3 protein-coding genes are annotated in these 2,607 nt (G+C 59.7%); all 3 read right to left on the reverse strand.

Going from position 1 to position 2,607, the window contains the following annotated elements:
* Window positions 1–79 precede the first annotated feature (79 nt).
* Genes tnpC through AWB76_RS38490 form a run of 3 tightly spaced genes read right to left on the reverse strand, consistent with a single transcriptional unit; the run spans window position 80 to window position 2,521 of the window.
* On the reverse strand, window positions 80–1,660 hold the full coding sequence (gene tnpC, locus AWB76_RS38480; protein ID WP_061165307.1) for an IS66 family transposase: 1,581 nt from the start codon (window positions 1,658–1,660) through the stop codon (window positions 80–82).
* Window positions 1,661–1,691: 31 nt separating this feature from the next.
* Entirely contained in the window at window positions 1,692–2,045 is a 354-nt protein-coding gene (gene tnpB, locus AWB76_RS38485) for an IS66 family insertion sequence element accessory protein TnpB (protein WP_008344887.1), read from the reverse strand.
* A complete protein-coding gene (locus AWB76_RS38490) occupies window positions 2,021–2,521 on the reverse strand; it encodes a transposase (RefSeq protein ID WP_061165308.1) in 501 nt (166 codons plus the stop codon). The genes tnpB and AWB76_RS38490 overlap by 25 nt, the downstream gene beginning before the upstream one ends.
* Between the last annotated feature and the right edge of the window lie 86 nt (window positions 2,522–2,607).

Raw genomic sequence — 2,607 nt, forward strand, 5'->3', positions numbered from 1 at the left:
GTACGCGATCCACGAACGACGCCCCTCGGAGTAAGGTTGAGTAAGGTGGAGAGCGCGTGATGTATGTCAGCAATGCGGGTCAGCGGAGATCTGCGGGCATCTTCCAAGGAAGCAGCGCGTCGTAGTCGTCAACGGTCCTCGCCAGAGGAAGACGTTGGAACAACCAGTGAAGGTAGCGATAGGGATCGATGCCCCCGGCTTTGCAGGTTTCGATCAGGCTGTAGAGGTTTGCACTTGCGTTCGCCCCCGCTACGGTGTCGCTAAAAAGCCATGAGCGGCGCCCGACGACGAATGGGCGAATCGCATTCTCGCAAGGGTTATTCGAGATGGCCCAAGTGCCGTTCTCGACGTAGCGGATCAGCTTCGGCCACTGCTCGCGCAGATAGGTCAGTGCCTTTCCGAGCAAACTTTTTGGTACGACACCCGGCGACTCCGCGAGGGCTAAAGCGTAGATCGCGTCGAGTATGCGCGTGCTGTATCGACGTCGCAATCGCTGTCGTCGCTCAGCTGCCCATTTCTTAGAGCGGGCCTCCGCAGCGAACAGCTTGCCGATCAGCGTGATGAATCGTGTCGCGAGCAGATCGGGCGAACGCGCGGCTTTCGGCACGTTCTCCTCCGCTTTGATGAAGTACCGTCTTAGGTGTGCCCAACATCCGAGGTGCACGAGCTCGTAGCGTTGAGCGATGTCGTTGTAGGGCTCGTAGCCATCAGTCATCAGAACCGCGCCCTTGCGGATCCCCGTGAACAGCTTGTCGGCCAGCTTGGTACCGCGTCCGGGCGTATAGCTGAAGCAGCGGATGGGGATGCCTGAATTGGTCATCTGCGCCCAGAGGTAGCTCTTCGTTTGCGGCTTGCGCCCTTTCTCTTTCAGTACCTGGAACGTCGTCTCGTCGCAGTAGATCAGTTCGGCATCGAGCAACGCATCGCGCATGAGGTTGATCACGGGCTGGGTCGCGAGGCCAACGCGAACCATGCTGGCGGCGATCGTGTTCGACGAGATGTCTCCGCCGAAGCGACACAGCAGACCGGCCTGGCGATAGAGCGGCATGCCGAACTGATACTTGCCGGTGGCGATCCATGCAAGCGCCGATTCGCTGAACAGTCCGCGCGCGATGATGCGCGGCGGCGCCGGCGTGACCTTGATGCCGAGGTCACAGCAAGGGCACGCATATTTGACGCGCTGGTGTTGGATCACCCGAAGCTGCTCGGGGATCACATCGAGCTGCTCACTGATCTCCGCGCCTATCTCGACGAGCGCGTGCCCATCGTTCGTGCAGAAGCGTTCGGCTTCGGGCAGTTCGTGTCTCACGACCTCGCGCGGCAGATTTGGATCAAGCGGCTTGCGATGACCGCGCTTCTTGCGCTTGTGCGCGCCAACCGTCGTCTCTGGCGTGTCTTCTTGGGCAGGCGCGCTGTTCGCGCCGAGCACCTCGGCTTCGTTGAACAAGCCAAGTTGATTAGAATCTCGTGCCTCGCTCTTGGCGCCGAACAGTTCGCGACGGTAGGCTCGGAGTCGCTCCTCAGCAAGATCGCGCTCTGCCGTCATAAGCCGCAAGGCGCCGCGTAAGGCCTCCTGTTCTTCTCGCAATGCACGAGCAGCATCGCGCTCGGCGAGCAACGCCTTCAATTCCTCGGCGGTGATCGTGACATTGATCGGCATGGCGGGTTAGACCAGCGCACGGCCTCACTGTTCAGCTCACGCGGCGATATTCCTGCTTCGGATGCCGTCGTATCGCGGTGATGTCATCGCCATCGAGCAACGCGTGCAACACGTTGGTCGTCATCGTCACGATCTCAGCCTTGTTGTCTGGCCAGATGAAGTGGCTGCTCTCCAATCGCTTTATCAAAAGCCAGAAACCACTGCCGTCCCAGCCAAGAATCTTTATCCGGTCACGACGTCGGTTTCCGAAGATGTAAAGCGACGTGTCCATCGGATTTAGGCGCATCGACTGCTCGACGAGAATCGACAGACTGTTCATGCCGTAGCGGAAGTCGACAGGATCGCGGTGCAGGTAGACCTTCAGATTATCGTCGAACCGGAACACGGCATCCTCCCGAGCATCTGGACCACGGTGGTCAGCTCGTCGATGGTCGCCTCTGCGATGTCGAACTCAACACCGTTGGGCAAACGTATGTGCAAGGCAACCGTGATCGATGGTGTGCGCGCGGACACCGCTCCTTCAACCGTCACAGCCCCCTGAACGACCGGTACGAATGGTGATGGCACGTCGGGCGCGTGAGTCCGCAAGGCCGGCGGCGTGACATCAAGCGATGCCCTGTCTGCTGGCCTCAGTTCCTTCTCCGCCGAATTCCGCGCCGCATGTGTCTTCTGATAGCGCGTGATCCACTCGCGCAACAGATTCGGGTTCAAGCCGTATTCCATCGCCGTACGCGCTATCGAAACGCTGGACGTCATGCACAACTGGACCAGTTCCTCGCGGGCTTGCGGATCGTATTCCCGGCGACCATCCCGCTTCGCGCCGACTACCAGACGGCTACGCAAATCTCGATCTTCTGTCATGTACTCTCATCCCAGCTGTCCACGTGGACAGGTAGCATCAGAGAATCACTCGTCCATTGCTAGGGCGTCCCTGAAGGACCGCATAC

The sequence above is a fragment of the Caballeronia temeraria genome (assembly GCF_001544795.2).
Taxonomy (GTDB): Bacteria; Pseudomonadota; Gammaproteobacteria; order Burkholderiales; family Burkholderiaceae; genus Caballeronia; species Caballeronia temeraria.